At 60.8% G+C, this 6,756-nt stretch carries 6 protein-coding genes; 3 read left to right on the forward strand and 3 right to left on the reverse strand.

The window, feature by feature from the left end; all coding sequences use genetic code 11:
* Window positions 1-525 precede the first annotated feature (525 nt).
* The 3 genes from GXW76_RS24490 to GXW76_RS26280 are packed head-to-tail and all read left to right on the forward strand — an operon-like array spanning window position 526 to window position 3,411.
* Complete coding sequence (locus GXW76_RS24490) at window positions 526-1,770, forward strand: glycosyltransferase family 2 protein (protein ID WP_211864762.1); 1,245 nt, start codon at window positions 526-528, stop codon at window positions 1,768-1,770.
* 7 nt (window positions 1,771-1,777) lie between these two features.
* Complete coding sequence (locus GXW76_RS24495) at window positions 1,778-2,764, forward strand: glycosyltransferase (RefSeq protein ID WP_211864763.1); 987 nt, start codon at window positions 1,778-1,780, stop codon at window positions 2,762-2,764.
* A complete protein-coding gene (locus tag GXW76_RS26280) occupies window positions 2,764-3,411 on the forward strand; it encodes a methyltransferase (RefSeq protein ID WP_211864764.1) in 648 nt (215 codons plus the stop codon). The genes GXW76_RS24495 and GXW76_RS26280 overlap by 1 nt, the downstream gene beginning before the upstream one ends.
* On the opposite strand, the gene GXW76_RS26285 is transcribed toward GXW76_RS26280, so the two are convergent.
* The 3 genes from GXW76_RS26285 to GXW76_RS24515 form a co-directional block, all read right to left on the reverse strand.
* The gene (locus GXW76_RS26285; protein WP_211864765.1) at window positions 3,386-4,354 is read right to left on the reverse strand and encodes a lysylphosphatidylglycerol synthase domain-containing protein; all 969 of its coding nucleotides are present in this window, start codon (window positions 4,352-4,354) and stop codon (window positions 3,386-3,388) included. The genes GXW76_RS26280 and GXW76_RS26285 overlap by 26 nt on opposite strands.
* Entirely contained in the window at window positions 4,354-6,057 is a 1,704-nt protein-coding gene (locus tag GXW76_RS24510; RefSeq protein WP_211864766.1) for a hypothetical protein, read from the reverse strand. The genes GXW76_RS26285 and GXW76_RS24510 overlap by 1 nt, the downstream gene beginning before the upstream one ends.
* A 193-nt stretch (window positions 6,058-6,250) precedes the next feature.
* A partial coding sequence (locus tag GXW76_RS24515) for an integrase core domain-containing protein (protein WP_211864767.1) occupies window positions 6,251-6,756 on the reverse strand: 506 nt, incomplete at its 5' end.

Raw genomic sequence — 6,756 nt, forward strand, 5'->3', positions numbered from 1 at the left:
GTCGAAGAACCCAGGCTGCCGAACCATCGCCATCCCCCGCGACAATCCGCGTCAGTGAATCAGCCAGACATCAACATGACGAGAGGTTTCTGGAGGTGTCCAGGTTGCTAAAGGGCTGAATCCGGCTCACCTGCGCCTTGAGCATGCTGAGTAAGGATGCATTGGGACGGCCCCCGGCCCAGCGACGGTTCGAATCTGGGCGCACTCCCTCCGCCAGCTTCCATGCGAGCCGTGCTCTCCGCCATACCGACCGCCGCGCGGAACGAAACGTTTCCTGGGGTTTTCGGGGCAGACCTGTTGACTTGCCCGATTTGGTACGCCCAGAAAAATCGCCTTACATCAGTGGGCTGCAAGTTTCCGCCGCTGCTGCCGGTTCGCACCTGTCCTCGGAGTAGGAAGGCAGCATCCCAGCTCGTGTTATCCCCTGCGATCCGTATCACTTCAGATCTGCTTTCCGAAATTTGTTGAATTTTTGTTCCGAAGCATATTATTTTCGCGCTTAAATCCAGTCCGTGGGTTGCGCGCGTGTTCGATAACAAGCCTGACGTATCGATCGTACTCCCCTGTCTGAATGAGGCGGCAACGCTCGCCGCCTGCATCGCACGCGCACATGCCGCCCTGGCGATGCTTCGATCGCGGCTCGGGCTGGAAGGGGAGGTCGTGGTTGCCGACAACGGCAGCACCGACGAGAGCCGGGCCATCGCCCTGCGTGGCGGCGCCCGCTTGGTCGAGGTTGCGGAGCGCGGGTACGGCTCGGCGCTCCTCGCGGGATTCGAGGGCGCACGTGGTCGCTACCTGGTCATGGGTGATGCGGATTGCTCCTACGACTTCGTCGAAGCCGTCCCCATGGTGGAGGATCTGGTCGGCGGGGCGGATCTCTGCATGGGCTCGCGTTTCCAGGGCCGAATCCTGCCTGGCGCGATGCCCTGGAAGAACCGCTGGATCGGCAATCCGGCCCTGTCGGGGATCCTTCGCCTGCTGTTCCGGACCCGCGTGAGCGACGCGCATTGCGGGTTGCGGGCCCTGACGCGCGACTGCCTCGAGCGGCTGAGGCCGAGCGCGACCGGCATGGTGTTCGCCTCCGAGATGGTGGTGAAGGCGGCGCTCCTCGGCGTGAACCTTACCGAGCGCCCGGTGACGCTGTCGCCAGACCGCCGCGGACGGCCGCCGCATCTGCGGCCCTGGCGGGATGGCTGGCGGCACCTGCGGTACATGCTGATGCTAAGCCCGGGCTGGCTGTTCTTTGCGCCCGCGGCGGCGTTCGCGGCGCTGGGGCTTGCGGTGTTCGTCACACTCCTGGCGCACCAGGGCGAGGTGATGGCCCCGCTCGGGCCGCTGTTGGTGGGCGACCACTGGATGATCGCAGCGGCAGCGATGCTTATAGTGGGTTTCCAGACGGCCTTCTTCGGGCTCGCCGCGCTGGTGCACGCGATCCGGGAGGGCTATCGCATGCCCTCTCCTGGCATGTCCCGGGTGTTGGCTGCCGCGCGGCTCGAGGTCTGGCTGGTCGGCGGCATGCTGCTCTGTCTGGGCGGAGGTGCCGGCGTGGCCGGGGTGGTGAGCAGCTGGGCGGCCGAGGGCTTCGGGCCGCTGAGCGCCGTGCGCGAGCTGGTCGGCGCCTTCACCGCGATGATCATCGGTGTGCAGGCCTTCTTTGGCGGCTTCCTGCTATCGGTGCTGGCGGGGAACCAGGCGCGCTTTATGGCCAGGGGCGGCGTAGGGACCGCTAAGTCGCAAGCAAAGCTATCTACATTCACGCACGCACATTGAAATCAGTATGTTGCCCTCGCTGAGCGTCTCTCTTGCAGAAAATCGTCGCAAAGCGCCATGGCTATCCGTAATAATACCAACTTACAACGGGGAACACTGGATCGCTGACGCACTGAATTCAATTGCTTCTGGTGGAGATTCGGACGGAATTGAATGCATCATTATAGATAGCAGTAAGTCATCGGCAACGCTGGATATTGTTTCCTCTTTCAGTGACCGACTGCAGCTATACGCAATGCAGCGTCTCGATCTACCTACTTGGCAACAAAAGACCAATCTGGGGCTTGATTTAGCGAGCGCTGATTATGTTTGCACTCTACACCAAGACGATAAGTGGCTTCCGGGACGATCGAGCGACGTCAGGCGTTGGATTTCAGAAGCGCCGCACGTTGCGCTGCACTTATCTCCTGCAATCATCATCGGATCGAAGGGCGAGAAGCTTGGCGTTTGGCGATGTCCCTTCCCCATCGGTATGGTATCGAATGAGACCTTTATCCCGAACATCATAGTACAGAATTTTGTTGCTATGCCGGCTCCCGTGTTTCGACGTGATCTTGCGCTTGCGGCTGGAGGCGTCGACGAGGACCTTGGCTACACTGGTGACTGGGATCTCTGGATTAAACTCGGGCTACTCGGCGAAGTGTGGTATCATGAATTTCCTGTTAGTGCCTTTCGCGTTCACGCTGCATCCTTGACCGTTTCGAGCGCGCGATCTCCGGATTATTTTGAGGCCCAACAGCGCACCGTCCTGCAGCGTCACATGGAACATGTCCCTCTTGCGTCACGCGTCAAAGTGCTCCGGGCTGCCGAAGCTTCGATCGCTGTCAACGTCGCGCTGGCAAGCGCAGCCAATGGCATGCCACAATTGATTCCACGCGCACTCTGTAGGTTGCTCTCTCTAGGACCTCTTGGGATCTGGAGGTTTCTTTCCACCTCCAGACTAACGGAGCGCGTCATGCCAAGAATTCGTGCTAAGCTTTCGGGTGCGTTGTGATGAGTATAGGCACCGCTATCCGTCAGCTATTTGGCCAGCATGAACATGGCATCACTGAAGCCTATCGTCGAATCTTCGTGGATCTCGATGACCTTATTGCTATAATTTGCGCTAAGCATCCCACGGCTTCACACGTGCTGGAGGTTGGTTGTGGCGAGGGAGCGTTGGCCGAACGGCTCGTTACCGCTTACCCTCGCGCAGAGATCCTCGGCGTTGACGTGAGCCCGCGCATCGGGCGGCTTTACCGCGGTGACCCATCTCGCGTGGAGTTCCGGCAGGCGCAGATAGACGTGGTGGCTAGCGAATGTGCTGGCAAATTCGATCTCGTAATATTGTGTGATGTGTTGCACCATGTACCTCAAGGCGCTCGTACACCACTTTTGTTAGCGATTCGGCGTGCGCTCGCACCCGGTGGTTTATTCGTCCTAAAGGAATGGGCGCCGTCCCTGAGCCTACAGCATTTGCTTTGCGCTACGAGCGATCGAGTTCTGACGGGTGATCGAGTTTCCTACCTGAAAACCTCCGGCACCTCGTCTCTACTCGCATCTGTATTCGACGCAACGCTCATACAGCTTAGCCCTCGAACAATTGCTCCGCACGCGAATAATTACGTGTTTTTTGTCAAGTCGAGCTGCGCCACCGGTTAGCGATTGCAAGCACTCCGACAGTTCCTAGTACCAGCAGAAATCCACCCAGTTGTATAGCGCGCGTGGCAAGGGCTGCGGCAGCCGCGTCACTGGGCGGGATGCCGGTGGCGGCTAGCGCGCCTGTCCATATCCATTCCACGGTTCCAACTCCGCCTGGGATTATGGGAAGCACGGTAGCCAATTGTACAAGTGGAATTGCCGTGGCGATGGCGAATAATGGCGCGTTCGGGAGTAGTACTGCAAAGGAGACGATTGCCCGAGCTGTCCAACAAGCGACGCGAGCCATACTGAGCACCGTCATTGCCGCAGCGACGCGCCAGGGGAGCCGCGCCGCGTCCGCCAGGGCTGCCTGAACGCTGCCGCAGGAGGGCAGAAGCCGTTGAGGAGCCTTGGTCAACAATCGACGCGCGGTGGACTCAGCAAACTTAAATAACGCTCTAACTCCAAGCACTCCGCCGAGCGCGACCACTGCACCAGTCGACACTGCGCTCACGGCATCTGTTCGGAGTATGAAAGCACTTGCCACTGCCGCTCCAACGGCTCCGAGCGCTAACAAATCAAAAAGTTGCTCGTGGAAAGTAGCCCAGACAGCGGCACCAACGCCAGCATGCCGTCTTTGTAGAAGAGCGCGGGCGAAGACCATGGCGAACTGCGCGGGAAGTACCTGCGCGAATAATGACCCTAGCGTCGATGCCTCTAAACTGCTCAGGATAGGCGGATAACCCGCATCAGGTCTGGACCAAACCATAGCGATCCGCCATTTTTGTGCTCCAGCGAGAAGTCCGATAAATTCAATACCTGCGACAGCGAAAAAAACCGAGGCTGGGACCCGATTTATGAAATCTTTTATCAGATCAACATCCGCTCCCGACAGAAAAATTAGGAGTACGATTAGAAGAAATGATAAAATAATACTTAACGAGATTAGTTTTGTTTGTCTCATCAGCGACGCTCATGCTTCGTTGGTTGGCGCACTGGCTCCACCCAACTACCGCTCCCGAGGCCGAAGGGGACCAGATCCGCCGGCCTCACCACGACCACCCGGCGTTCCTGCAAGGCCGCGCGCAGCGCTTCGCTAAGCACCGGCGCAGCCATGATCAGCGGACGGTTGCGCAGGAAAGGATCATTGTGCACGAGGTCCACGCCAAACCATATATCCGACACGTCGACCAGCACGACCTCCGCATCAAGACGCTCGATAAAGGCCGCTGCCTCGGCCCGCGGCCTGATCCGCTCCTCGACCTGCAGGAACCGCCAGGGCATCAGCACCAGCAGCGAGAGCCCCACAAGCGCGACCGTCGCAACGCTAGCCTTCGCGCGGTCCGGCCCCGCGCGGGGAAAGGCGGCAACCGCCAGCAGCACCAGGTTGCCCAGCACCGGATGGACGTAGCGGTAGCCCCAGCCTTGGAACTGGTAGGGCATCAGCACGGCATGCGCGGCAACCATCAGCACGAACCCAAGCCCAGCCAAGCGCACCGTCAGCGGCAGGTCCCGCATCCGCCGCAATGCCAGCAACGAGAGCATGAGCAGCGCAGGCGAGATCCAGGCCGCGAGGCGCAGCAGGTTCGTGGACATCTCAGGCAGCACCAAATATTTCCACTGCTGCCGAAGTTCGCCGCTGAACTCCGCATAGTTGCGGAGATACGCGGTGTCGCGGAGGCTTAGCGGGAGGACGGATAGGTCGCGCGTCTGGATCGCGGTGGCGATTTCCGGCCAAGCGATCCAGGCCGGCAGCGCAATCCCATAGGCGACCGCGTAGCAGGCCAGCGAGGCCAGGCTCCTGCCATAGTGGCCGAAGAGGTGCGCCAGCAGGAAGGGCGCGGCGAACAGCGGGTGCACGTGCACCTGGTGCATGCCGATCGCGATCGCACCCACCAATGCCGCTGCGGCGTGGCCCACCAGGTCGCCGCGCAGAAACAGCGAGAGCCACAACAGGGAGAAGAACAGATGCGCCGCAAAGGAATAGCCGGATGCCGCCATGAATATGACCTGCGGAGAGGAGGCCAGTAGAACCGCGGCCAGCAACGGAGCCTCCGCCCGGTCCGGAAAGACGCGCTGGACGACATGCGCCATCAGCAGCACGGATCCTGCGGCGAGAACCGGGTTCAGGATCTGCTCGGCGCCCAGGAGCAGCGCTGCAGCCCGCAGCATCGCATGGACCGGGCGGTAGGCGCTGGCCCAGAGACCGCGCGCCTCGTCGAAGTGGACGAAGAGTGGTTGCAGGGCTTTGGCGAACGGCTCCCACTGGGGGTCGATCGGCGCCAGCAACCATCCAGCCGCGAAGATCCGCGCCTGGAAGGCCGGCATGAACTCGTCCAGGGCGGAGTCAAAGCCGAGATGGGCGTATAGCCCGGCAATCAAACACGCCCCGAATGTAAAGGCAGCGACCAAGGCTGGTCCCCGCCAGCCCAGAGCCCGTGTCGGTGTGGCCCACCGCGGTTGCCAGCCTCGCCAGAGCAGAACCAAAATGCCTAAGGAAAAAATGGACACGACACTTGCGACCGGCAGATCCTGGTGGAAGAAGAGCATGTAGTTGGCGAGGCGCTCATTCGACGCGGAAATGGAGCCACCTGCCGATGTCGTCTGAATCAGCACCCGAACCCAGAGCGCGGAAATGCTGATGATCAGGAGCTGGACGATCAGCAACGGGGATAAAAGCCTGGCCGCACTCAAGGTTCCGTCTGCCTTATCAGCGATGTGCAAGAATAGGTTCTTGCCGCCAGGCGACGGTGTGATGCTACGCTTCATAAGAATTAAGCATGAGTCAGTCACCAACTCATTGCAATAGAAAGCTGAACCAAGCGGAGCACGCTTGACCTTACCCCTGGAGTTGCCCCCATCAAACCGGACATGCGGCTTGGGTTGCTGACTGCGCGGCGATGAACTCACGGGGCGAGCGCATGCGCAAGCCGCTGTGAGGGTGGATGGTGTTGTAGTCCTCGAACCACTCGGTCAGGCGCTGCAGGACGGAGATGGCGTCCGGCCTTGGGTTCACGCGGGCGTAGTCGCGCTTGAAGGTCTTCACGAAGGCCTCGCAGACGCCGTTGCTCTCGGGGCTGCGGACGGGCGTAAAGCACGCGATGAGGTTCAGCGCAGTGGCGAAGTCCACCGTTTCGCCCGCGCTGTAGGCCGAGCCGTTGTCAGCGAGCCACTGGACGGGCTGCGGCGCGCGCAGTGCGTCGAAGCGTCGTTCGACGCAGTCGAGCATCATGTCGCGGATCATCTCGCCGCTGATGCCGCCGCCGGAGGTGCCGACCCAGGCCATGATCTCACGGTCATGAGTGTCGATGGCAAAGGCGACGCGGACCACCTCGCCGTTCCAGCAGCGGATCTCGAAACCGTCCG

This window comes from Neoroseomonas soli, from assembly GCF_018129065.1.
Taxonomy (GTDB): domain Bacteria; phylum Pseudomonadota; class Alphaproteobacteria; order Acetobacterales; family Acetobacteraceae; genus Neoroseomonas; species Neoroseomonas soli.